The 23,674-nt window shown below is 67.3% G+C and carries 19 protein-coding genes; 5 read left to right on the top strand and 14 right to left on the bottom strand.

Features of this window, described 5'->3' with window-relative positions:
- Positions 1-4 precede the first annotated feature (4 nt).
- From DFO45_RS16895 to fdnG, 6 genes are all read right to left on the bottom strand, one after another.
- On the bottom strand, positions 5-733 hold the full coding sequence (locus DFO45_RS16895) for a tetratricopeptide repeat protein (protein WP_245518171.1): 729 nt from the start codon (positions 731-733) through the stop codon (positions 5-7).
- A 68-nt stretch (positions 734-801) separates the two neighbouring features.
- Positions 802-2,217 carry an L-seryl-tRNA(Sec) selenium transferase gene (gene selA, locus DFO45_RS16890; RefSeq protein WP_133865803.1) on the bottom strand — a complete coding sequence of 472 codons (1,416 nt, stop codon included), beginning with the start codon at positions 2,215-2,217 and terminating at the stop codon, positions 802-804.
- A gap of 7 nt (positions 2,218-2,224) precedes the next feature.
- Positions 2,225-3,145, bottom strand: coding sequence for a formate dehydrogenase accessory protein FdhE (fdhE, locus tag DFO45_RS16885; RefSeq protein WP_133865802.1), 921 nt, complete (start codon positions 3,143-3,145; stop codon positions 2,225-2,227).
- Positions 3,146-3,339: 194 nt separating this feature from the next.
- Positions 3,340-4,047: a formate dehydrogenase subunit gamma gene (locus DFO45_RS16880; protein WP_012169688.1), complete on the bottom strand. Its 708-nt coding sequence runs from the start codon at positions 4,045-4,047 to the stop codon at positions 3,340-3,342.
- Positions 4,044-5,003 (bottom strand): formate dehydrogenase subunit beta, encoded by a 960-nt coding sequence (fdxH, locus tag DFO45_RS16875; protein ID WP_043878970.1) that lies wholly within the window; start codon positions 5,001-5,003, stop codon positions 4,044-4,046. Before fdxH ends, DFO45_RS16880 begins: the two co-directional genes overlap by 4 nt.
- Positions 5,004-5,017: 14 nt before the next feature.
- The gene (gene fdnG / locus DFO45_RS16870) at positions 5,018-8,104 is read right to left on the bottom strand and encodes a formate dehydrogenase-N subunit alpha (protein WP_166657162.1); all 3,087 of its coding nucleotides are present in this window, start codon (positions 8,102-8,104) and stop codon (positions 5,018-5,020) included.
- 402 nt (positions 8,105-8,506) lie between these two features.
- Between fdnG and DFO45_RS16860 the strand changes: the two genes are divergently transcribed.
- From DFO45_RS16860 to DFO45_RS16845, 4 genes are all read left to right on the top strand, one after another.
- A complete protein-coding gene (locus tag DFO45_RS16860; RefSeq protein WP_133865799.1) occupies positions 8,507-9,115 on the top strand; it encodes a TlpA disulfide reductase family protein in 609 nt (202 codons plus the stop codon).
- Entirely contained in the window at positions 9,112-10,215 is a 1,104-nt protein-coding gene (locus DFO45_RS16855; protein ID WP_133865798.1) for a transglutaminase domain-containing protein, read from the top strand. The genes DFO45_RS16860 and DFO45_RS16855 overlap by 4 nt, the downstream gene beginning before the upstream one ends.
- A 265-nt stretch (positions 10,216-10,480) precedes the next feature.
- Positions 10,481-11,539 carry a selenide, water dikinase SelD gene (selD, locus tag DFO45_RS16850; protein ID WP_133865797.1) on the top strand — a complete coding sequence of 353 codons (1,059 nt, stop codon included), beginning with the start codon at positions 10,481-10,483 and terminating at the stop codon, positions 11,537-11,539.
- Between the two features lie 89 nt (positions 11,540-11,628).
- On the top strand, positions 11,629-11,994 hold the full coding sequence (locus DFO45_RS16845) for a hypothetical protein (RefSeq protein ID WP_133865796.1): 366 nt from the start codon (positions 11,629-11,631) through the stop codon (positions 11,992-11,994).
- Here the strand turns inward: DFO45_RS16845 and DFO45_RS16840 are convergent.
- From DFO45_RS16840 to DFO45_RS16805, 8 genes are all read right to left on the bottom strand, one after another.
- On the bottom strand, positions 11,991-13,589 hold the full coding sequence (locus DFO45_RS16840; protein WP_133865795.1) for an AAA family ATPase: 1,599 nt from the start codon (positions 13,587-13,589) through the stop codon (positions 11,991-11,993). The genes DFO45_RS16845 and DFO45_RS16840 overlap by 4 nt on opposite strands.
- Positions 13,590-13,702: 113 nt before the next feature.
- Positions 13,703-15,820: an ATP-binding protein gene (locus tag DFO45_RS16835; protein ID WP_133865794.1), complete on the bottom strand. Its 2,118-nt coding sequence runs from the start codon at positions 15,818-15,820 to the stop codon at positions 13,703-13,705.
- A 2-nt stretch (positions 15,821-15,822) separates the two neighbouring features.
- Entirely contained in the window at positions 15,823-16,197 is a 375-nt protein-coding gene (locus DFO45_RS16830) for a response regulator (RefSeq protein ID WP_166657161.1), read from the bottom strand.
- Between the two features lie 278 nt (positions 16,198-16,475).
- The gene (locus DFO45_RS16825; protein ID WP_133865793.1) at positions 16,476-17,003 is read right to left on the bottom strand and encodes a prolyl-tRNA synthetase associated domain-containing protein; all 528 of its coding nucleotides are present in this window, start codon (positions 17,001-17,003) and stop codon (positions 16,476-16,478) included.
- A gap of 47 nt (positions 17,004-17,050) precedes the next feature.
- The gene (locus DFO45_RS16820; protein ID WP_133865792.1) at positions 17,051-17,617 is read right to left on the bottom strand and encodes a sarcosine oxidase subunit gamma family protein; all 567 of its coding nucleotides are present in this window, start codon (positions 17,615-17,617) and stop codon (positions 17,051-17,053) included.
- Complete coding sequence (locus DFO45_RS16815) at positions 17,610-20,618, bottom strand: sarcosine oxidase subunit alpha family protein (protein WP_133865791.1); 3,009 nt, start codon at positions 20,616-20,618, stop codon at positions 17,610-17,612. The genes DFO45_RS16820 and DFO45_RS16815 overlap by 8 nt, the downstream gene beginning before the upstream one ends.
- Positions 20,618-20,926 carry a sarcosine oxidase subunit delta gene (locus DFO45_RS16810; protein ID WP_133865790.1) on the bottom strand — a complete coding sequence of 103 codons (309 nt, stop codon included), beginning with the start codon at positions 20,924-20,926 and terminating at the stop codon, positions 20,618-20,620. The genes DFO45_RS16815 and DFO45_RS16810 overlap by 1 nt, the downstream gene beginning before the upstream one ends.
- Positions 20,927-20,934: 8 nt before the next feature.
- Positions 20,935-22,188 (bottom strand): sarcosine oxidase subunit beta family protein, encoded by a 1,254-nt coding sequence (locus tag DFO45_RS16805; RefSeq protein ID WP_012169703.1) that lies wholly within the window; start codon positions 22,186-22,188, stop codon positions 20,935-20,937.
- Positions 22,189-22,412: 224 nt separating this feature from the next.
- Here DFO45_RS16805 and DFO45_RS16800 point away from each other — a divergent pair, with 224 nt between their 5' ends.
- Entirely contained in the window at positions 22,413-23,672 is a 1,260-nt protein-coding gene (locus DFO45_RS16800) for an aromatic ring-hydroxylating dioxygenase subunit alpha (RefSeq protein ID WP_133865789.1), read from the top strand.
- The last annotated feature ends 2 nt before the right edge of the window (positions 23,673-23,674 follow it).

Genomic DNA, 23,674 nt, shown 5'->3' with positions numbered 1-23,674 from the left:
GCGTTCAGCCCGCGCCCGGCAACGGCGCCGCCGCGATCCGTTCCGCCTCGGCCTGCTGCTCGGGCGAAAGCGCCTCGCGCGCGCTGGTCATGAAGGGGGCGGCAAGCTGGCTGCCGCCGGCCTGTGCGCGCAGCAGCCAGGCATAAGCGGCGACCGGATCGCGCGGCACGCCGGAGCCGATGTGATACGCGGCGCCCAGCATGGCCTGCCCGTCCGCATCGTCTCCCTCGGCGCCCTTCTGCCACCAGCGGGCCGCCTCGGCGGCATCGCGCTCGACGCCCAGGGCGTTGTGATAGAGCATGCCCATGCGGGTCATGGAGGAGGCGACGCCCTGCTCGGCGGCGGCTTCCGCCCAACGGCGGGCCTCCGCCACATCGGCGGGGATCACCTCGCCTTCCAGCAGCATCCAGCTCAGCATGTCCTGCGCCGGGGCATCGCCCTGCGCGGCGGCGGCGCCATAAAGCTCGGCGGCGTGGACGTAATCCTGCGGCACGCCCTCGCCCTTGAAATAGAGGGCGGCGAGATTGCGCTGGCCCACCGGATCGCCCGACTGGGCCGAGAGGCTCAGCCACTTCTGCGCCATCTCGGGATCGCGGGCGACGCCGAGCCCCTCCGCGAAGCAGGCTCCGATATTGTTCTGGGCGCGGGCGACGCCTTCGCGCGCCAGCGGCTCCCAGAGCGCAAGCGCGCCCTCATAATCGCCGCTCGCGGCCGCATCGAGGGCGCGGCCCATGCGCGCCTCGACGCTCTCGCTCGGGGGCGGGCAGGGGGCGGGGCGGCGGAGAAAATCGAACAGGCCCATCAGGCAGGCTCCAGATGCGCGAGGCTGGCGGCAAAGCCCGCCTCATCCTCCAGGCAGCGCAGGTCCAGCAGCAGCGCGCCGTCTTCCACGCGCCCGACGATGGGCACGGGCAGACGGCGCAGCGCGTCGGCGAGCGCGGAGAGCCGCCGGCCGCTGCCGTCGGCGGGGATGAGGGCAAGCGCCGTGCTCGCGAGCGTTTCGAGCGGCAGCGCGCCGGAGCCGATCTGGCTCTTGCACGCCCGCTCCTCGATGGTGAAGGCGTCTCCGAGCTTCGCCGCCAGCACGGGGCGCACGCGGGCCGCCACCGCCGCCATCTCGGCGGGCTGGCGGGTGAGCAGGCGCAGCGTCGGCAGGCGGCGGGCGAGGCGGTCGGGGTCGAGATAGAGCTTCAGCGTCGCTTCCAGCGCTGCGAGGCGGATCTTGTCCACCCGCAGGGCCCGCTTCATCGGGTTCTTGTTGATGGCGGCGATGAGATCGCGCCGGCCGACGATGAAGCCGGTCTGCGGCCCGCCCAGCAGCTTGTCGCCGGAGAAGGTCACGATGTCCGCGCCCTCCATCACCGCCTCGCGGACGGTGGGCTCGTGGACGAGGCCATAGGCGGCAAGGTCCGCCAGCGTGCCGGAGCCGAGGTCGTTGAACAGCGGCACATGCGCCTCATGGGCGATGGCGGCCAGCTCCTTCGGCGGCACCTCGGCGGTGAAGCCCTCGATGCGGTAGTTGGAGGTGTGCACCTTCACGATCAGCCCGGTTTCGGGCGAGAGCGCGCCGCGATAGTCCTTGGGGTGGGTGCGGTTCGTGGTGCCCACTTCCACGAGCCGGGTGCCGGCGCGGGCCATGATGTCCGGCATGCGGAAGGCGCCGCCGATCTCGATCAGTTCGCCGCGCGAGACGATGCTGTCGCGCCCCGCCGCCAGCGTGTTGAGCACCAGCAGCACGGCGGCGGCGTTGTTATTGACGACGGTGGCGTCCTCCGCGCCCGTGAGGCGACAGAGCAGGTCGCGCACATGGTCGTCGCGCTCGCCGCGCTTGCCGCTGTCGAGGTCATATTCGAGGGCCACGGCCGAGCGCATGGCGGCCACCGCCGCCTCCACCGCCTCTTCCGCCAGCAGAGCCCGGCCGAGATTGGTGTGCAGCACCGTGCCGGTGAGGTTGAACACCGGGCAGAGGGAGGCGCGCGCATCCGCCGCCAGCGCCGCGAGGGCGGCAGCGGCGATGCCCTCTGCATCCACTGGTGCCATTGTGCCGGCCCGCGCGGCGGTGCGGGCGGCGTCAAGGGCGGTGCGCACGGCGTCCGTCGCCTCGGCGCGTCCGAAACGTTCCACCGCTGCGAGGGCGGGGCTGGCTTTCAGCACCTGATCCACGGACGGCAGGCGCCGCAAGGCGGAGACGTCCGCCACGCTCGAACCGCTGCTCATGGCCGCCTCAATAGCCGATGAGGAAGGGATTGAACGCGGCGCGCTTGTAGGGTCGGTCGCGCATCAGCATGTCGAGCCCGAGCGTCGCTACGTCGTCCGCGAGCACTTCGGCGGCCGGATCCTTGTTCTGGTAGAAGACCTTCGCATAGGAGTGGCACTCCTCGCAGGTCTCCGCCTTGCAGGCGCCGGTGCCGCCCTCGATCTCCTCAAGGCCCATGCCCTTGGTGGAGCCGCAGGCGGTGCAGCGCACCCGCACATAGTTCCACAGCGTGCCGCAGAGCGCGCAGCCGCAATAGCGGGCGCCCGGTGCATGCGGCCAGTCCACGATGAGGCTCGCCACCGGCGGGCCACCGCAGCAGGGGCAGGCGCCATCGCCCACCGGCACGAGCGAAGCGCCATCAAGGCCGGCGGCCCGGCGGGCGAAATGCACCTGCAAGGCGGCGGCGACGAAGACGTGTTCGGCCAGCTTCTCCACCGGGATGGCATCGGCCAGCACGTTGCGGATCATCAGCTCGCGGCCGACGAGGCCTCCCTCCTTCACCGTATCGAGCGCTGCGCGGGCGGCGTCCGGCATCTCGATGGCACGCACCTCGGCCAGCAGGCGGTCGAACGTCGCCTCGAAGGCGGCATCGGAGGTGAATTTGTTGCGGTCGAGCGGGGGCATGGCGTGCTCGCGTGCCCGCGCCAGGATGTCCGGCTCCACCGGCTCCACGGCGGGCAGGCCCGCCTGGATGTCCCGCTGCACGCCCGAAAGGGCGGCGAGGAAGGTGAGATAGGGCTTGAGCGGATTGCCGTCGGCCAGCTGGGCGAAGCGCTTGGCGCGGGCATCGAACAGGCCGACGGGATCGGGCAACTGCACGAGCGGCGGCTGGGCGATGCCGCCGATGACGCTCGGATCGGGCTGGATGGCGCCGGGAAAGCTGGACATGGGACCTCACGAACCCCACGGGTCACGTGGAACATCGGGTTGTGGCAAGGAAAGCCGCGTCACCGGCGCGGCCGCTGCCCATCCGTCATCATATAGGCCTCTCAACGCATTGCGCGAGGGCGACGGATCGCGGCAGGAACGAAAGCCCGCGCGGCCCCAAGGCTGCGCGGGCAGGTCATGTCAAAGCGCGGATCTCACTCGGCCGGCGTGCCGCCAGCGCGCTTGCCGGCCACCAGCTCCCGCAGCCACTTGCGGTGGTGCCGCCAGGCCCAGCCGCCCGTCACCTTGCCGCTGGTCATGGCGCTCATGGTGCCCTTGACCCAGATGGCCGCGTAGACGTGGATGATCCAGATGCAGATGATGCCGACCGCCGCCAGCGAGTGGACGATGAGCGCCACACGCTGCGTGGGAATGCTCGTGTAGGTGAAGAAATATCGCTCCCACACGATCAGGCCGCTGACGATCAGAACGATGATCAGCGCCGACATGCCCCAGAACACCACCTTTTGACCGGCATTGTACTTGCCGAGTTCAGGAAGACGTTCCTCGTGACCCATCAGGACATCGCCGCTGCGCGCGACCCATGTCACGTCTTCCCGCTTGGGCAGGTTCGCCCGCCAGAAGCGGATGAACAGGATGGAGAAGGAGAAGAACAGCACCACGCCGATCCAGGGATGGATGGCGCGGGTGAGCTGTCCGCCACCGAACAGGTTGGTCAGGAAGAACAGGCTGGGCGTGAACAGCGACAGGCCGGACAACGCCAGCAGGATCAGGCTGATGGCGGTGATCCAGTGGTTGATCCGCGCCCCGACGGTGTATCGGTTCACAGTCACCGGACGGCCCGGCTGCACGCTGTCGCCGGGCATCACATCGCTGGGGGCGGGGCGGGGATTATCGCTCATGCCTTGTCCCCTTTCGTACCCTTGACGCCTTCCGCCAGCTTCTGGGCCTGTTCCTCATCTTCCGGGCTCACCTTGTTGGCGCCCGCGACGAGGTAATGGAAGACGCCCGCGATGGCGGCGAAGCCCATGACGCCCATGCCGACATACTTGGTGACGCCCTTCCAGGCTTCCACGATCGGCGAGATGCGCGGATTGTCCGGAAGGCCGGCATAGATGCTCGGCTTGTCCGCATGCTGGAGCACGTACATGACGTGCGTGCCGGAGACGCCCGGCGGATCATAGAGGCCCGCGTTCTTGTAGCCGCGGGACTTCAGATCCGTGACGCGCTCGGCGGCATGCTTCTTCATGTCCTCCTTGGAGCCGAAGGCGATGGCCTGGGTGGGGCACGCCTTGGCGCAGGCGGGCCACTGGCCCACCGCCACGCGGTCGGAACACAGCGTGCACTTGTACGCCTTGTTGTCGACCTTGGAGATGCGGGGAATGTTGAAGGGACAGCCCTTCACGCAATAGCCGCAGCCGATGCAGTTATCGTGGACGAAATCCACGATGCCGTTGGTGTACTGCACGATGGCGCCGGGGGCCGGGCAGGCCTTGAGGCAGCCCGGGTCCTCGCAATGCATGCAGCCGTCCTTGCGGATCAGCCACTCGAGGTTGTCGGTCTCCGGGTTCACCCACTCGGTGAACCGCATCAGCGTGAAGCTGTTGGCGGTCAGGTCCGGCGGGTTGGTGTAGGACCCGTTGAAGGTACCGATATCCTCGTGGAGGTTGTTCCACTCGAGACATGCCGCCTGGCAGGCCTTGCAGCCGATGCACTTCGACACGTCGATGAGCTTGGCCACCTCCGTCTGGCGCTGGGCCGGCGGGGTGATGGTGGACGCCGACTTCCGCAGCAGATCCTGGTCCGAGAACTTCGCCGGGGTGGGGGCGACCGGAGGGTTCGGTGCTGGTTGCAACATGGTTCGACCCTCCCTTACGCCACCGGCCCGGTCGTGGGCTCGATATTGACCAGAAACGCCTTGAACTCCGGCGTCTCGATGTTCGCGTCACCGACGAACGGGGTGAGCACGTTCGCGGGGAAGCCCTTCTTGGCCGCGCCCACGAAGCCCCAGTGGATCGGGATGCCGACCACGTGCACCGGCTTGCCGTCGCAGATGAGCGGACGGATGCGCTTCGTCACATAGGCCTTGGCAAACACCGAGCCGCGCTTGGACCACACGCGCACCCAGCCGCCATTGCTGATGGCCTTCTCCTTCGCGAGCTCTTCCGAGATCTCCACGAAGAATTCCGGCTGCAGGACCGAGTTCACATGGTTGTTCTTGGTCCAGTAGTGGAAGTGCTCCGTGAGACGATAGGAGGTCGCCGCATAGGGGAACTCCTTCGACGCCGGCTCCGCGAACTGGGCGAAGTCGTCCTTGAACACGCGCGCCACCGGATTGCCCCGCACCTTGGGGGCGATCACATTGACCAGCGGGCTCTCGAACGGCTCGTAATGCACCGGGAAGGGACCGTCGCGCATCATGCCCCGGGCGAACAGGCGGGACACGCCTTCCGGGTTCATGATGAACGGGCCGACGTCCTGCGGCTTCGCCGTGGGGGCGATGTCGGGCACGTCGTAGCCGGTCCACTTGGCCCCGTCCCACCACAGCAGCTTGCGGGTGTCATCCCACGGCTTGCCGTTGATGTCGGCGGAGGCGCGATTGTAGATGATGCGGCGGTTCGCCGGCCAGGCGAATGACCACTTCAGATACGCTCCGGTGTTGTCGGGATCGGAATTGTCCCGACGGGCCATCATGTTGCCGTCCTCGGTGAAGGAGCCGGAGTAGATCCAGCAGCCCGCAGCCGTGGAACCGTCGTCGCGCAGCACGCCGAAGTTCGGCACCTGCTTGCCGGCGGTCAGCAGCTTCTTGGTGGGATCGTTCGGATCCAGCACGTCGGAGACCACATAGCCGTTGAGCTCCTTGGTGAGCTCCTCGGGCGTCGGCTCGTCCGGGTTCTTGTAGGTCCAGGAGAGGTTGACGATGGGGTCCGGCAGGGCCCCGCCTTCCTTCCGGTACATCTCCTTCAGCCGCAGATGGATCTGCGACATGATCCAGGCGTCGGTGCGCGCCTCGCCCGGAGGCGAGCCGGCCGGCCAGTGCCACTGAAGCCAGCGGCCGGAGTTCACCAGCGAGCCCTCATCCTCCGCAAAGCAGGTGGTGGGGAGCTGGATGACCTCGGTCTGGATCTTGGAGGGATCGACGTCGTTATAGACGCCGTGGTTTTCCCAGAAACGGGCGGTCTCCGTTTCCAGCGGGTCCATGATGACCAGCATCTTCAGTTTGGACAGCGCCGCCGACAACTTGTTCCGGTTGGGGAACGCCTGCAGCGGGTTGAAGCCCTGGCAGAAGTAGAGGTTCATCTTCCCCTGCTTCATGAGCTCGAACGCGCGCAGGATGTCGTAGGTCGGGACATCCAGCTTGGGCAGCCAGTCGAACGCGAAGTTGTTCTCCGCGGTCGCCGCCGGTCCCCACATGGACTTCAGGAAGCTCACCATGAACTTCTTGTAGTTCTGCCAGTAGCTCATCTGGTTCGGCCGCAACGGCTTGAAGCCGCGGGTCGACATGTAGGTGGCGAAGTCCGGTTCCCGTTCCGTGGGCAGGTTCAGGTAGCCGGGGATCATGTTCGACATCAGGCCGATGTCGGTGAGGCCCTGGATGTTGGAGTGACCACGCAGGGCGTTCATGCCGCCGCCGCGCACGCCGATGTTGCCCAGGATGAGCTGGAGCATCGCCATGCAGCGGATGTTCTGCGAGCCCTTGGAGTGCTGGGTCCAGCCGAGCGCATACATGGAGGTCATCGTCTTGGTGGGCGATGAGCACTCCGCGATCATGGCGGCGACCTTCAGGAACTTGTCCTTCGGCGTGCCGCTGATGCGCTCGACCATTTCGGGCGTGTACTGGGCGACGTGGGCCTTGAGCAGGTTCCAGACGCAGCGCGGATTCTCCAGCGTCTCGTCCACCATGGCATAGCCATCGGGGCCGATCTGGTAATCCCAGGTGGAGCGGTTGTAGTCGCGCTTCTCCTCGTCATAGCCCGTGAACAGGCCGTCCCGATACTCGAAGCCGTCCTTCACGAGGTACGTCGCGTTGGTGAAGGCTTTGACGTAATCCCACTGCACCTTGTTGTTCTGGATGCAGTAATTGATCACGCCGAGCAGGAAGGCGATGTCGGAGCCCTGACGGATGGGGGCGTAATAGTCGGCGACCGCCGCGGACCGCGTGAAGCGCGGATCAACGACGACAAGCTTCGCGCCGCGGTTGGCCTTCGCCTCCACGACCCACTTGAAACCGCAAGGATGTGCTTCGGCGGCATTGCCGCCCATGATCACGACAAGATCCGTGTTCCGAATGTCGGTCCACGAATTGGTCATCGCGCCACGGCCAAAAGTTGGGCCCAAACTGGACACCGTGGGGCCGTGTCAGACGCGCGCCTGATTGTCGAAAACCACCATGCCGAGACTGCGAACGACCTTGTAGGTCGCCCAGGCGGTCTCGTTCGTCGTTGCAGAAGCTGCGAGGAAGCCGGTCGTGGTCCAGCGGTTGACCGTCACGCCGTCGGCATTCTTCGCGATGAAGTTCGCGTCGCGATCGTCCTTCATGGCGCGGGCGATCTTGTCGAGCGCCGCATCCCAGGAGATGGCTTCGAACTTGTTAGAGCCCGCGCGCCGGATCATCGGCTGCTTGAGACGGGTCTCGGACTTCACGATGTCCAGAAGGGCGGCGCCCTTCGGGCAGAGGGTGCCGCGGTTGGTCGGATGGTCGACGTCACCCTCGATGTGGGTGATGTCCGCCTTCTCGCCCTTCTTCAGGTCGCCCTTGGAGAAGATGAGGATACCGCACGCCACGGAACAGTAGGTGCAGGTGTTTCTGGTCTCGGTGGTGTTGAAAAGCTTGAAGGGGCGAATCGCAGCTGCCTGCGCCTCTTCAGCCGGCCCGAAGCCAAGCGCTCCGAGCGTCGTACCCGCGAGACCCGCGCCGGCCGTTCCTAGGAACTGGCGCCGCGAGAGCTCCATATTCATCGAAGTGTGCCTCCGACACGATTGCCCCACACGGGGGACCGGGAATGGGTTGGAGAACCGGTCGCCAACCTGCATTCCGGCTTGCTGGCAAGCTATTTTGTAACTGGAACGATGTCAAACTACAGATGAGCATACTTTGGTATGGGCATCCGTTGCGCTTTCTTGGGCGCTACGAAGTCAATGACGTTTCATTCCGCATCGGAAGCAAAGAAGATCAGAAGAAATAATGCTAAGGCGAAATGAGCATTTTGCGGTGCATCAATCTTTGATCACGCTGTCGTGTTGTTGACGCCTCTCAATTGCCCGGCGTAGCTTGCGCGCGTGAACCGTATGGCGGCTCCCGAGGCTCGGGGCAACAGGCACACTTCAGACATCGTCCGAACGGCATCCGCGCGCCCGCCGATGCGGGACCTCACGCGTCGCACGGTGCTGTGCGCAGGTGTTGCGGGCGTGCTGTTTCCGGCGCTGCCAGTGCCGCTGCGCGCGGCGTCCGAGCCCCCCGGGCAGGCCACCCTTGAACGCACCGCAGCGGAGACGCTGCCGTCCTTCACCTTGCCGGAGCTCGGCGGTCGCGACGTGGCGCTGTCCGCGCAGGCCGGACGCGTGGTGCTGGTGCATTTCTTCGCGACCTGGTGCGAGCCCTGCCGGGAGGAACTGCCGGCCCTGTCGCGGCTCGCCACGGACCATCCACAGGACGTGACCATCCTTGCCGTGGATGTGGGCGAGGTGGATCTGCGCGTGCGCCGCTTCTTCGAGGGGCTGCCGGTGCCGTTCACGGTTGCCCTCGACCGCGACCGGGCGGTGACGCGGCAGTGGGGCATCTCGGCTTTGCCGTCCACCGTCATTCTCGATCGTGCGCTCCGCCCCCGTTGGCGGGCGGCGGGCGATGTGGCATGGGACGCCCCCGCCGCGCGCGCCGTCATCGCCGAGCTTCTCTCTTCATCCTCAAACCCTGTCCCCGGCGCCGCCGCGCCGGAGCCTTCCCCGTCTTCCGGAGGACTGACCCAATGATCTCCCGCCGCACGTTCCTCGCATCCGGCGCCGCCGCTGCCCTGGCCCTGCCGAGCCTTGCCCGCGCGCAGGGCGCCGCCGCGCCGGCCTTCGCGCCGAAGGCCGGCGACTGGCGCACCTTCCAGGTGGTGACCCGCCTCGAGGTGCAGGCGGCGGGCGGGGCCTCGCAGGCCTGGGTGCCGCTGCCGGTCTTCGCTGCGCAGGACTGGTTCAAGCCGCTCGGCAACACCTGGACCACCAATGGCGCCACCGTCGAGGCGGTGAAGGATGCGCAGGGCGCCGAAATGCTCCATGTGCGCTGGAAGGCCGGCGAGCAGCCGCCGGTGGTGGAAGTGACCAGCCGCTTCTCAACCCGCGATCGCTCCGTGGACCTGTCGAAGCCCGGCACCGCCGCGCCGCTCTCTGCCGAGGAGCGCGCGAAATACATCGCCGCCACCGACCTCATCCCCACCACGGGCATCGTGAAGACGACGGCCGACAAGATCACCGCCGGCAAGGACGGCGATCTCGCCAAGGCCCGCGCCATTTATGAATGGGTGGTGGAGAACACCTTCCGCAATGCGGCCACACGCGGCTGCGGCACGGGGGATGTCGCCTCCATGCTGGAGAGCGGCACGCTGGGCGGCAAGTGCGCCGATCTCAACGCGCTGTTCGTCGGCCTGCTGCGCGCCTCCGACATTCCCGCCCGCGACATCTATGGCGTGCGCGTCGCCCCGTCGAAGTTCGGCTACAAGAGCCTCGGCGCCAATTCCGACATCATCACCAAGGCCCAGCACTGCCGCGCCGAGGTGTTCCTTTCCGGTTATGGCTGGGTGCCGGCCGACCCGGCGGACGTGCGCAAGGTGGTTCTCGAAGAGCCGCCGGGCAAGCTGGAGATCAACGACGCCAAGGTGGTCGCCGCCCGCGCTGCGCTGTTCGGTAGCTGGGAAGGCAACTGGATGGCCTACAACACCGCCCACGACGTGGTGCTGCCCGGCGCCACCGGCGGCAAGGTGGCCTTCCTCATGTATCCGCAGGCGGAGACGGTCGCCGGCCGTCTGGATTGCCTCGATCCGGATACGTTCAAGTACACGCTGCGCTCGGCTGAAATCTCGGCCTGAGGGGGACTGGGGGCGTTTCGCGAGACGGCCCCCTCCCTAGCCCTCCCCGCAAGCGGGAGAGGGGACGGTGCCCGACTGAGAGTGGCGCTGATCCTGATCGCCAATGGGTCAAAATCCCTCTCCGCCAAACCGGCCTGCGCGACAGGCTCCCTCTCCCGCTTGCGGGGGAGGGGTGGGGAGGGGGCAGAACGCGCCCTTCGTTTCTCGCCTGCCGCGCCCATATCAAGTGGCAGCTCATCCGCTTTCCCGTTCAACGGAATGTCCCATGTCCCAGCCTGTGACCGAACAGCCCTTCCGCCTCACCAGCCTCGCCCATGGCGGCGGCTGCGGGTGCAAGCTCGCGCCTTCCGTGCTGCAGGAACTGCTGGCCGGCGCGCCGGCGGCGCAGCCCTATGCGCAGCTTCTGGTGGGGACGGAGACGGGCGACGACGCGGCGGTCTGGGATCTCGATGGCGAAACCTGCATCGTCGCCACCACGGACTTCTTCATGCCGGTGGTGGATGATCCGGACCACTTCGGCCGCATCGCCGCCACCAACGCCATCTCCGATGTCTACGCCATGGGTGGCACGCCCATCATGGCGCTCGCCATCCTCGGCATGCCGCTCGGCAAGGTGGACACGGGCATCGTCCGCAAGATTCTGGAGGGCGGCAGCGCTGCCTGCGCCGCGGCCGGCATTCCGGTGGCGGGCGGGCACTCCATCGACAGCGTGGAGCCCATCTATGGGCTCGCGGTCATCGGCACGGTGCGCAAGGCGCTGGTCCGGCGCAATGCGGATGCCAGGCCCGGCGACGCGCTGATCCTCACCAAGGCTGTGGGCGTCGGCGTCTATTCGGCGGCCTTCAAGAAGGAGGCGCTGTCCTCCGACGCGTATGACGAGATGATCGCCTCCACCACCCTGCTCAACAAGGTGGGCAGCGCGCTCGCCAAGGACAGCGCCGTTCATGCCATGACCGACGTCACCGGCTTCGGCGTCATTGGCCATGCGCTGGAAGTGGCGCGCGGCTCGAAGCTCGCCGTCACCATCGAGGCCGACCGCGTGCCGCTCATGGCCCATGCGGAAGCTCTCGTGCGGCAGGGCTTCGTGACCGGTGCCTCGATCCGCAACTGGGCGAGCTATGGCGCCGAGGCGCGCCTGCCGGCCGATTTCCCCGAATGGCGCCGCCATCTCCTTACCGATCCGCAGACTTCCGGCGGCCTCCTCGTCTCCTGCGCGCCGGAAGAGGCGGACCGGCTGGTGGAGGAGATCCAGGCGGCGGGCTATCCAAACGCCCGCCGCATCGGCGCCGTGGCTGAGGGGCCGATCGGGCTCACGGTCGCCTGACGGGTCAGACGTGCGCCAGGGCGTACCGGCGTAGGCGGGAACGGCCAGCGCTGCAGTGACGTTACTTCAGCAATGGAGGACGTCATCCCATGACCCGAGCGACCTTGCAGACTTCCAAACCCGCCTTGCTGACCGGGGCGCTGCTCATCGGCCTCTGGCTCAGCGGTCCCGTTCCCGGACTTTCGGGGCAGGCGTTCGCGGCAGAGACCGGAAAGACCGATGCCAGCGGCTGTTCCGCCGGTTCGGCCAGCCACGCAGCGACCCCGCCCTCGCAGGGGCCGTCGTCCGGCACGGCAGCGGGGAATGTGGGCACCACCGGCTGGACCAACGGCATGGGCGGCACCCATATCGGCACCTCCAACCACGCGTCGACCCCCGGTTCGCCCCAGGCGCAGCCGGAGACGGTCACGGGCGCCAATCCCGGTTCCCCCGACCAGCCGAACAAGCCCTGCTAGACCGAGCTCGCCTGGGGCCGCCGGTGTGCTTCTAATGCACTGTCAGCGGCGCGCAGGTGCCGTTCCACCTCGCGGAGAGCGGCGTCCGCGCCTTCGGATACGTCCACCTCGATCCAGTCCATGGGGCCAAGATCGTAATCGGCCTGCCTGGTCACCACTTCGGGCGTTGCGTCCGAGGCGTCATTCTTGCGGCGGGCAACGCGGGTGCGGAGCAGGTCCAGCGGGGCGGTCAGCCACAGCCCCAGAAATGGCACCCCGTTCGTCTCCGCCACGGCGCGGATGGCGCTGCGCTCCTCCGGCCGCGCGTGAACGGCATCCGCCACCGCCGCCTGTCCGGCCTTCAGCGCCACATCGATCCGCTGCCGCACCCGGTCATAGACCTGGGCCGTCTGCTCCGGGGCGTAGCCCGCCGCCGGCAGGCGCTCGGTCTCCGCGACGCCGTTGAGGCTCTTGCGCTCCACATCGCTACGCAGGACCACGGCACCCGGCGCCCGGCCGAGCGCTGGCGCGGCCCTTGCCGCCAGCCGGCTCTTGCCCGTGCCGGACAGCCCGCCCACCGCGAGCAGCACGGGCGGCGTCGGTGCGAGGAAGCCGAGGGCGGCGACGAAATAGCCCTGCACCTCGCGCGCCGCCCTGGTTCGCGCTTCGCCGTCCAGCCGCGCCAGCGCCGCCATGCCGACCTTGGCCCGGATCGCGGCCCGCAGGCTCAGGAACAGCGGCAGGGCCTTGAGGGCACGATAGTGCCGCTCGTGATCCTGCGCCCAGAGGTAGCGGTTGAGCACGGCGTTCGCCTCGCCCTTCAGGCCGCGCTGCCACAGATCCATGATGAGGAAGGCGAGGTCATAGAGCACGTCGCAGGTGGCGAGTTCGGGGTTGAACTCGATGGCGTCGAACAGCACCGGCCGGCCTTCGATGAGGGCGATGTTGCGCAGGTGCAGGTCGCCATGGCAGCGCCGGACATCCCCGCCCGCGGTGCGCTCCCGCATCAGGTCTATGCATGCGGCCAGGGCAGCCGCCGTCCCGGCTTCGAGGGCCTGTGCCTGAGTGCTCTCGAACAGTTCCGGCGCCGCGCGGAAGCTTGCGGCATTGTCGGCGGCCACATCGGCCAGCGCCGCCACCGCGTCGAAGCCGGGCGGACAAAGGGGCGCACGGCCGTGGGCCTCCACAATGGCGCGGGCGAGGGCGGAGAGCACCTCGCGCCCGAGGCCGTCCCGTGCCGCCACCCGGTCGAGCGTCTGGCCCTCGTCGAAGCGGCGCATGTGCACCACCCACTCAACGGGCGTGCCGGCGCCGCCGAGCGTCAGTCGGCCGTCCTGCTCGGTGACCGGTAGGGCGGAGAGGTAGAGATCGGGCGCATTGGGGCGGTTGATGGCGATTTCGCCGGTGCAGGCCTCCCGCCTCTTGTCGAGGGTGGAGAAGTCCATGAACGGGAAGGCGACCGCCCGCTTCACCTTGTAGGCATCGGGGCCGACCAGAAAGACAGCCGCCCCGTGAGTGTCGATGCGGGTCACGGGTGCGGCGCCGCCATGGCTGGCGGGATCGGCCAGAAAGGCGAAGACGGCGCTCTGGTCCGCCACCACATGATCGTCGGTCATGGCGCCTCGCTCTCCGCTTCGCGCCACATGGGCGCTTCAGGCGCCATCTTGATCCGGATGGGGCGCGCCGTCAGGCCCCCGTGGGGTCGCTGCGTCGATCCGCCGAGGGAGGGTCAGGCCCGCAGGCTCACATCCTGCGGCGCCGGGAGAGACTGGCTGTCCTGCATGGATGGGAGGCGGATGGTGAAGACCGCGCCCTCGAAGGCGTTCTCGACGCTCAGGGTGCCGCCATGGTCGCGGATGATGCCGAAGCTCACCGAAAGGCCGAGGCCGGTGCCCTGTCCCGGCGGCTTGGTGGTGAAGAAGGGCTGGAACACCTTGTCGATGACATTCTCGGGAATGCCGCCGGCATTGTCCTTCACCCGGATGAGCACCTGCGGCGCCCGGTTCTCGTCCTGGGCCTGCGAAACCTCGATGGTGATGGCGCCGAGATATTCCACCCCGACCGAACGGCGGCGGTCGCGGATGGCGTCCCGGGCGTTCTGAAGGAGGTTGATGACCACCTGTTCGAGCTGGTCCTGCCGGCAGAGCACCCGCAAGCCGTCGCTGCCGCCGGAGACGGCAACCGACACATTCTCCAGCCGCAACTGGGCGCCCACCACCTGAAGGGCGCCGTCCACGGCCTCCATCGGGTCGCTCGGCTCGAGCCGCATGCCGCTCTTGCGGCCGAAGATGCGCATGTGGTCGATGATGCGGCTCATGCGCACCGTCTGCTGGATGATGCGCTTGAGCTTGGCCTCCATATGCTCGACCGGCATGCCCTTCTGGAGGCCGGTGAGCGCATTCGTGGCTGCCAGCCGGATGACGCCGAGCGGCTGGTTGATCTCGTGCGCGAGCCCGGTCGCCACCTCGCCGAGCGATGCGAGCTTGGACATCTGGTAGAGGTTGTTCTCCTCGATGCGCTTGGAGGTCTGGTCCACGGCGAATACCACGAGGTCGCGCTTGCTGCCGTCGCCGTCTCCCATCTGGTCGATCTCTTCCAGCGGCGCGATCATCATCTGCACCTCGAATTCCTCGCCCTCCTTGGCGAAATATTCGACGCTGACTTGCGGGCCGGTGAGGGAGCGGGCGATGGAGCGGAAGCGGGGGCTCGCCACATAATCGTGGATCAGCGCCGGCAGGACGCTGCCCGACGTGTCGCCCACCTGCCGGCTGCCCTGGTCCGTGACATGGACCACGCAGACGCCGGGGACGCCGGCCATCGCCTCCAGGAAGTGCACCTCGCGCTGCCGGGCGCCCTCGCGCAGGGCGCTGGCGCGCACCCGCTGCTGCAGCCGGTGGTAAGCCATGGCCACAACGCCGAGCACGAACAGCACCGCCCCGAGGCAGGCCGCGGTGATCCACACGGTGATGCGGAATTCGTAGCTCAGGCCGCGGATATAGGCCTTGTCGTAGGCTACCAGCATGACGATGGGATAGCGGTCGGAACGGACGTAATAACCCACGCGGTCGATGCCATCGACGCCGCTGACCTGGTCATAGGGCACCTCCTGCGCGCGCAGGATGCGGGTGAAGGCGGGACTGTTGCGAACGTCCTCGCCGAAGCTGACCGTCGCGGCCGCCCGTGCCCGCACGACGCCATCGGTGCCGATCAGCGAGATGAGCGAGTTCGGGTCGATCCGCAACCGGCTGTAGAAGCTGATGAAGTCGAAGATGTTGTAGGACGCGATCACCACGCCGCGGAACTGGCCCGCATGGTCGTACCAGGCGCGGGAAAACTGGATGGTCCAGCGCTTGGAAACGCGGCCGAGCACAGGCTTGCTGATGAACAGCCCGGAATGCGGATTGGGGCCCATATGGACCCGGATGTGCTCACGATCGGACAGGTCCACCCGCTCACCCACCGGCGGGGACAGATTGCTGGCGATCATCATGCCGGTGGTATCAGCCACCGCCAGTTGAACGATGGACGGGGGAATGCTCAGCCCGCGCAGGAAGTCATAGACTTCGGTGGGCGTGTTGCTGCCGTCGATGGCATTGGCGATGTTGAGAAGCAGCGCGTCGATGGGCTCTACGGTCTGCTCGAAATTGTGCAGGAGAATATAGGCCGTCTTCTGCGCATTCAGCTCGGCTTCCTCGATCTCGGAGCGCAGGTTCAGCTCGACGAGAACAGCGGCCGTGCCGCCCACCAGTGCCGCGATCAGGAGGAAGATCACGAACAGATTGATGGCGAGTTGATAGGAACCGTCGAATATCTCGCTGATCGCTCTCCGGGTGGCGGCCAGCCGCATGATTACACCGGCAAGGCTTTGAGGGCGCGCTGTAGGGCATCCATGGACAGCGGTTTCGTCAGGCAGTCGATCACGCCGGCGGCTTTCGCGCGCTCGATGTCCGCCTTGGCCGCATGGCCCGTGACCACGATGAACTGGAGGTCGCGATCGGAGAATTCCTGGCGCGCCGCTTCCATCAGCGCGATGCCGTCCATGTCGGGCATGCGGATGTCGGTGACCACGAGGCGGATGTCCGGGCAGCGGCGCAGCGTCTGGACCGCGTCGATGCCGTTGGATGCGGAAATGGCGGAGACACCCTCGAACGCAAGCGCCTCGAGGATCTCGTCGAGATATTCCGGCTCGTCGTCAACGATGAGAAGCGGGCTCGTTTCGATCACACGGGCGCCCCCCATGAACGGCGAGGCGTGAGGCCGGGTTGGCATCATGCCCATCAAATCGCAGGTCGCCAAAGAGAGATCCATCGTTTCTGCACATACGGATTCAGTACCCGGTTCCGGGCAGAATCGTTGGTTCGCATGCATCCGAGAGGACCGGCTTGGACCCCGATCGTCAAGGATAGATACCTCCATTACGGAAGCATCGCCGGAGATGGTTTTTGTGTATCAGCGCGCGTGATTTTGGGGAATGCAGCCAGGGCGGGAGGTATGTCTCTAGGTCAGTTTCCCGCCGCTTCCGCAGCGGTTTCTGTAGTGTCCAGAGTAACTTCCGACACGGTGTGACCGGTTGCCGCAAGGAAATGGCGGAGATCCCGCGCGCTGAGCGAGGTGGTCTTGTCGTTGGTAAGGGGGTGGCAGTTGATGCGCTCGGCGTCGAGGAGGCCGGCTTCCACGAAGACCTGTACCTGACGGGCTTTATCGTTGATGAGCGCGAGGAGCGAGACTGAGCCCGGCCTGACGCCCAGGTGCTCGTAGAGCGCCTCGGGGGAGGCGAAGGACAGTCCGCTGCGGGCGCCGATCTTTCCCCGCAGGCCCTTCAGGTCCACCGCCGTGTTCTCTTCCAAAGTGACGAGGAAGTAGGTCTTTTTGCCGTCACGCAGGAACAGGTTTTTCGTGTTCGTTCCGGGGATTTCCCCGCGCAGCGCCTGAGATTCCGCCACCGTGAACACCGGCGGGTGTTCATAGGTGCGGGCCTCGATACCGTTCTCGGAGAGAAAGCGCAGCAGGTCGTCCGGAGTGAGGGGCATGATGTAACCGGCAAAGGAGGCGGGCCCGGAGGCTCCGCCGGAGGGGATCAGGCGAATTCACGCGCGGCGTCGTTAAGGAAGCCTTGCACATAGGGGCCGAAGGATCGCCAGCACTCCACCCGGTAGGCCAGAGCCTCGGAGGGACGCACCAGCACCACTTCCGCCTTGCCCAGCAGCGTACGGGTGGCGCTGCCGGCGGGAAAGGCGCCGTCCGCGAGATCGAGCGGGATGCCGGCGTTCAGCACCTCCCGCGCATGGGGACCGGCGACCTCCAGGGCGACGTTGCGGTGGCTCACCTCGACCAGAGCGTAGGTCCGGCCGGCGAGATCGGTCTCCAGCGCCAGCAACAACCTCTCGGCATCCGCATCCGGGGCGATGAGGAGCCACTCGTCCGGGCCGAGGCGGCAGGCCAAGTGCTCGCCCGTGGCGCGCACGCTGTTGATGCCGCCGGAGAGGTCGAAGCCCCCGGCAGATCCCAGCGCTGCGGATTCCCCGCCATAGATGCGCAGCACGAAGCGCAAAGCGGACGGCAGGGCCTCCACCCGGATGCCCGCGCTGGTCGGGCCGGGACCGAGGACGCTCGTGCGTCGGGCGGAAAGGGCGGTCTCAAGCATGGGCGGGGGCTTCCACAGTTCCGTTCACCCGCTTGCCTTCCGCATCGAAGAAGACCGGCGGGACCACGCGGGCGGCGGCAAAGCCGGTGGGCGTGGTGACATGAAGCGTTTCGTTGATGCGCGCGCGTCCGCCCGAGACAAGGGCGAGCGCGATGGGGCGGCCGCAGGCGGCGCTGTCATAGGAGGAGGTCACATGGCCGATCATGGTCATGGGCACCGGCTGGTTCACGTCGGCGACGATCTGCGCGCCTTCCTCCAGCAGCGTGCGGCTGTCCTCTGAGAGGAGGCCGACCAACTGCTTGCGATCCGGCAGCAGCATGTCCGGCCGGGTGAGGGAGCGCTTGCCCACGAAATCCGGTTTCTGCTTGGAAACCATTCCGCCGAGGCCGAGGTCGTCCGGCGTCACCGTTCCGTCCGTGTCCTGGCCAACGATGATGAAGCCGCGTTCGGCGCGCAGCACATGCATGGTCTCGGTGCCGTAGGGCGTGATGCCGAATTCGGCGCCCCGCGCATAGAGCGCCTCCCAGACCGAGCGGGCATAGTCCGTCGGCACGTTGATCTCGAAGCCGAGCTCGCCGGTGAAGGAGACCCGGAACAGCCGTGTCGGCACGCCGAGGATGCGGCCGGTCCGCATGGCCATGTGCGGGAAGGCCTCGGGCGAGAGGTCGATCCCCTCCACGAAGGGTGCGAGCACCTCGCGTGCCTTTGGACCTTGCAGCGCGATCACCGCCCACTGCTCGCTGGTGGAAGTGACGAAGACCTTGAGATCCGGCCATTCGGTCTGGAGATAGTCTTCCATATGGGCCAGCACGCGGGCGGCGCCGCCCGTGGTGGTGGTCACATGGAAGCGGTCGGGCGCCACGCGGGCCACCACGCCATCGTCGAAGACGAAGCCGTCTTCCTTCAGCATCAGGCCATAGCGGCAGCGGCCGGGCTCCAGCTTCAGCCAGGCATTGGGATAGATGCGGTTGAGGAATTCCGCCGCATCCGGCCCCACCACCTCGATCTTGCCGAGCGTCGAGGCGTCGAAAATGCCGACCCCCTCGCGCACCGCCTTGCACTCGCGCTTCACCGCCGCGTGCATGTCCTCGCCGGGCTTGGGAAAGAACCAGGCGCGGCGCCACAAAGCGACGTTCTCGAAGACCGCGCCATGTTCCTGCGCCCACTCGTGAAGCGGCGCCCTGCGGATCGGGTCGAACAGTTCGTTGCGGCTGGAGCCGATGATGGCGCCGAAGGTGACGGGCGTATAGGGCGGGCGGAAGGTGGTGGTGCCGACCTGCGGCACCGGCCGCTCCAGCGTCTCCGACAGGAGGCCGAGGGCCGTCATGTTGGAGGTCTTGCCCTGATCGGTCGCCATGCCGGTGGTGGTGTAGCGCTTCACATGCTCGACGCTCTCGAATCCCTCGCGCACCGCAAGGCGCACGTCCTTGGCCGTCACGTCGTTCTGGAAGTCGAGGAAGGCGCGCACCTTCAGCGGATTGGCGTTGGTGGGCAGCACCCGCACCGGCTTGAAGCCGACCGGCGTCGCGGGCTCTGCCGCAAAGCTGCGGGTTGTGTCCGCTTTGGCTGCCGTCGCGCCCCCGGCCCAGCCTTCGGCGAGGATGGCGGCAAGGTCGAACGTGCCGTTGCAGGCGCCCACCGAGCGCTCGTTCTGCACGGAGGTCGCCGGCACGAAGATGTCGCTCTCCGGCTGGTAGGCGAGCTTGCCGCGCGACTGGGAGAAGAGGTGGACGCTCGGCGTCCAGCCACCCGACATGCCGACGCAATCGCAGGGCAGGGTCACGTGGGTGCCGATGCCGCCGCTGGCCGAGACCGGCGCGACGATAAGGCCCGTTACCGCCTTGGTGCCGGTGGCGCCGATCACCGTATGGCCGGCGAGGTAGCGCAGGCCCGCCGCCAGCGCCCGCTCCGCGCCGATGGCGCTGTCGGGGCGCACGTCCACGAGCGTGACATCAAGCCCGGCGGCCTTGGCATCCGCGGCCGCCCGATAGGCGGAGGCGCCGGAGGTGACGAAGACGATCCGCCGCCCCGGCGCGACGCCATAGCGGTTGATATACACCCGCACGCTCTCGGCCAGCATGATGCCGGGGCGGTCGTTGTCGGCGAAGGTGAGCGGGCGCTCATGGGCCCCGGTGGCGATCACCACTTCCTTCGCCCGCACCTGCCACAGCCGCTCGCGCGGCAGGTCGGGTGATGGCGTGGCGAGATGGTCGGTCACCCGCTCGGTGAGCACGATGTGGTTGTGATTGTAATAGCCGAACACCGTAGTGCGCGGCAGCAGCGTCACATTGGGCATCGCCGCCAGCGCGGTGCGGGCCTCCTCCAGCCATCGGGCGGCGGGAAGGCCGTCGATGGTGGCGCTGGTCTCGTGCAGCAGGCTGCCGCCCAGCTCCGGCTGCTCGTCGGCGAGGATGACGCGGGCGCCGGTCTCCGCCGCCGCGCGGGCGGCGGCGAGACCGGCCGGGCCGGCGCCCGCCACCAGCACGTCGCAATGGGCATGGCGGTGGACATAGCGGTCGGGATCAGCCTCCGTGGGCGCGACACCGAGGCCGGCGGCGGAGCGGATGACCGGCTCGTAGAACTTGTCCCAGAAGCCGCGCGGCCACATGAAGGTCTTGTAGTAGAAGCCCGCGACGAACACCGGCGAGAGCAGATCGTTTACCGCGCCGATGTCGTGCTCCAGCGAGGGCCAGTGGTTCTGCGAGGCGGTGCGCAGCCCCGGCACCGCCTCGACCATGGTGGCGCGGTTGTTCGGGTCGACCCGGCCGGGGCCGCGCGAGACGCTGAGCAACGCGTTCGGCTCGTCCGATCCATGGGTGAGGATGCCCCGCGGACGGTGATACTTGAAGGAGCGGCCGGCGAGCTTCACGCCATTGGCGAGCAGCGCGGAGGCGACCGTGTCGCCCACATAGCCCTCGATCAGGGTGCCGTTGAAGGAGAAGGTGAGCGGACGGGCGCGATCGATGCGGCCGCCGCGCGGCAGGCGGTGCGACTGGGGCATCACTGGCCTCCCGCCGGTGTGGGCTGCGAGGGGGAAAGGTCCGGGCGGGGCTCGCCCATCTTGTAGGTGGCGATGAAACGGTCGCTGACCGTGTTGCGCAGAGCATTGAACCAGCGGCCGCAGCCATGGACGTGGCGCCAGCGTTCCGCATGCACGCCCTTGGGATTGGTGCGGGTGTAGAGATAGCTGGCCCAGTCCGCATCATCGAGCGCGGCGGGCGTTTCGGGCCGGGCGATATGGGCCTCGCCGCCGCAATGGAATTCGATTTCCGGGCGGGCGCCGCAATAGGGGCAGGTGACGAGCAGCATGGCGGGCCTCAGTGCGCCACCGCCGCCGCCGCCGCCTCGTCGATGAGGCGGCCGGTGCGGAAGCGGTCCAGCGTGAAGGGCGCGTTGATGGGGTGGGGTTCGTCGCGGGCGATGGTGTGGGCGAAGACGTGGGCCGAGCCGGGGCTCGCCTTGAAGCCGCCGGTGCCCCAGCCGCAGTTCACATAGAGGCCCTGCACCGGCGTCTTGCCGATGATGGGCGAGCGGTCCGGCGTCACGTCCACGATGCCGCCCCAGGAGCGCATCATCTTCATGCGCGTGAACTGCGGGAAGAGCTCGCAGATGGCATCCAGCGTGTGCGTGGTGATGTGCAGGCCGCCCTGCTGGCTGTAGGACACATACTGGTCCGTGCCGGCGCCGATGACGAGTTCGCCCTTGTCCGACTGCGAGATGTAGGCGTGCACGGCATTGGACATGAGCACGCAGGGGAAGCAGGGCTTCACCGGCTCGGAGACGAGGGCCTGAAGCGGGAAGCTTTCCAGCGGCATGCGCACGTCCGCCATGGCCATCACCATGGAGGTATGCCCGGCAGCGGAGACGCCGATCTTCTTCGTCTTGATGCTGCCGCGCGTCGTATCGACCCCCGTCACCGCCCCGTCCGGGCCGCGATGGATGGCGGTGACCTCGCAATTCTCGATGATGTCCACGCCCCGCGCATCGGCGCCGCGGGCATAGCCCCACACCACCGCGTCATGGCGGGCGGTACCGCCGCGCCGCTGGAGGGCGGCGCCCATCACCGGATAGCGGATGTCGGGCGAGATGTTGAGCGGCGGGCAGAATGCCTTGGCCTCGCGCGGGGTCAGCCACTCATTGTCGATGCCGTTGAGACGGTTGGCATAGACGTGCCGCTTGAAGCTCTGCACGTCGTGCACATTGTGCGCGAGCATGAGCACGCCGCGCTGGGAGAACATGACGTTGTAGTTGAGCTCCTCGGAGAGCCCTTCCCACAGCTTCACCGCATGCTCATAGAGCGCGGCGCTCTCGTCATAGAGATAGTTGGAGCGGATGATGGTGGTGTTGCGGCCGGAATTGCCGCCGCCGATCCAGCCCTTCTCCAGCACGGCGATATTGGTGAGGCCGTGCTCCTTGGCGAGATAATAGGCCGCGCCGAGGCCGTGCGCGCCGCCACCGATGATGATGGCGTCATAGGCGGCCTTGGGCGTGGCCTTGCGCCACTGGCGCGGCCAGCCCTGGTGGGCGTTCAAGGCCTCCGAGAGGAGGGAGCCGAGTGAAAAGCGGCGCATGGGCCTGATGTTCCCCTGTTCTCGGCGCAGGATGCGCCAGCCGAGGGCAGCCATCTCGTGTCTTTGCGACTTCGCTCTGGAACAAATCCGACATCTGTCAGCGGTGCTGACGGTTGTCGGGATCAGAATAAAAATTGTCGCTTTCGGAAAAGCGCGACATTCTGTCCGCGTTGAACAATTCCAGACGACGCGAGGCGGCGCGGCGAGCCGCCGGGGAGAGCGACATGCTGGACAAGACGGACACGCATCTCGAGGCGCTTCTACGCCGCCGCAAGCCGGGCTACAGCCTGGAGGCGCCCTTCTACACCGACCCCGACATCTTCGCCGCCGACCTCGACCTCATCTTCGGCCGCCACTGGATCTATGTGGGCGTCGAGCCCGACGTCGCCGAGCCGGGCGATGCCATGGTGATCGACATCGGCAAGACCTCGGTCATCATCACCCGCAATGACGACAACGAGGTGCGGGCCTTCCACAATGTCTGCCGCCATCGCGGCGCGCGGGTGCTTCAGGATTACAAGACCAGCGTCGGCAATCTCGTCTGCCGCTATCATGCCTGGACCTATGATCTCGACGGCAAGCTGCTGTTCGCCGAGCATATGGGCAAGGACTTCGACGCCGGATGCCACGGCCTGAAGCCGGTGCATATCCGCTCTCTGGAGGGGCTGCTCTTCATCTGCCTCTCCGACGATCCGCCGGCGGATTTCGACGACATGGCCGCCCGCATGGCGCCCTATCTCGCGCCGCATGATCTGAAGAATGCCAAGGTCGCTTTCGAGAGCGAGCTGATCGAGCCCGGCAACTGGAAGCTCGTGATGGAGAACAATCGCGAGTGCTACCACTGCGCGGGCAATCATCCCGAACTCACCGTCCCGCTCTTCGCCTATGGCTTCGGCTTTGCGCCGGAGGAACTGGACGACATGGGCCGCCTTGAGGCACAGCGTTATGCGGACCTCGTCAAGGCGAGCCATGGCGAATGGGAAAGCTGCGGCTTCCCCTCGCAGATGATCGAGCATCTGGACGACATGGTGACGGGCTTCCGCACCGAGCGCCTGCCGCTCGATGGGGCCGGGGAGAGCCACACCGGCGACACCAGGGCCGCCTGCAGGAAGCTGCTCGGCGCCATCAACGATCCCCGGCACGGCGCTCTGCATTTCTGGACCCAGCCCAACAGCTGGCACCATTTCATGAGCGACCATGTGGTGACGTTCTCGGCCATCCCGCTCGATGCCGAGCGCACGCTGGTGCGCACCAAGTGGCTGGTGCACAAGGATGCCGTGGAGGGCGTCGATTACGACATCGCCAACCTCACCGCCGTCTGGCAGGCGACCAACGTGCAGGATGCCGAACTCGTCGGCCTCTGCCAGGAGGGCGCGCGCAGCCCGGCCTATGAGCCCGGCCCCTATTCCCCGCACACCGAGATGCTCGTGGAGAAGTTCTGCAACTGGTATGTGGGCCGAATGCGCGCCCAGGGTGCCCGCTGACG

Origin of the sequence: Azorhizobium sp. AG788 (genome assembly GCF_004364705.1) — a bacterium.
GTDB classification, from domain to species: domain Bacteria; phylum Pseudomonadota; class Alphaproteobacteria; order Rhizobiales; family Xanthobacteraceae; genus Azorhizobium; species Azorhizobium caulinodans.
Note: the sequence above shows the minus strand (reverse complement) of the source record. Positions and strands in the feature narration are given on the sequence as shown.